Origin of the sequence: Pseudomonas helleri, from assembly GCF_009600315.1 — a bacterium.
Classification (GTDB): domain Bacteria; phylum Pseudomonadota; class Gammaproteobacteria; order Pseudomonadales; family Pseudomonadaceae; genus Aquipseudomonas; species Aquipseudomonas helleri_A.
Genome location: NZ_WIWC01000183.1, coordinates 1 through 249 on the forward strand (window position 1 = coordinate 1; position 249 = coordinate 249).

The 249-nt window shown below is 62.7% G+C and carries 1 pseudogene; it reads left to right on the top strand.

Annotation, left to right across the window (positions count from 1 at the left end):
• A pseudogene (locus GHN86_RS23265) lies at positions 1-249 on the top strand (glutamate--cysteine ligase); the annotation flags it as partial.

Sequence of the window (249 nt, forward strand, 5' to 3'; positions counted from 1 at the left end):
CGCCCAAAGCGCGTGACCTACACCGGCGAGCGCCCGATCCAGGCCTTGGTGGCCCGTGGCGTGCAGTACGTTGAAGTGCGCCTGCTGGACATCAACCCGTTCCTGCCGGTGGGCATCGACCTGCCGCAAGCGCGCTTTCTGGATGCATTCCTGCTGTATTGCGCGCTTCAAGAGAGCCCGCAGTTCGAGAGCAGCGAATGCAGCAACTGCACCTCCAACTTCTTGAGCGTGGTCAAAGAAGGCCGCCGT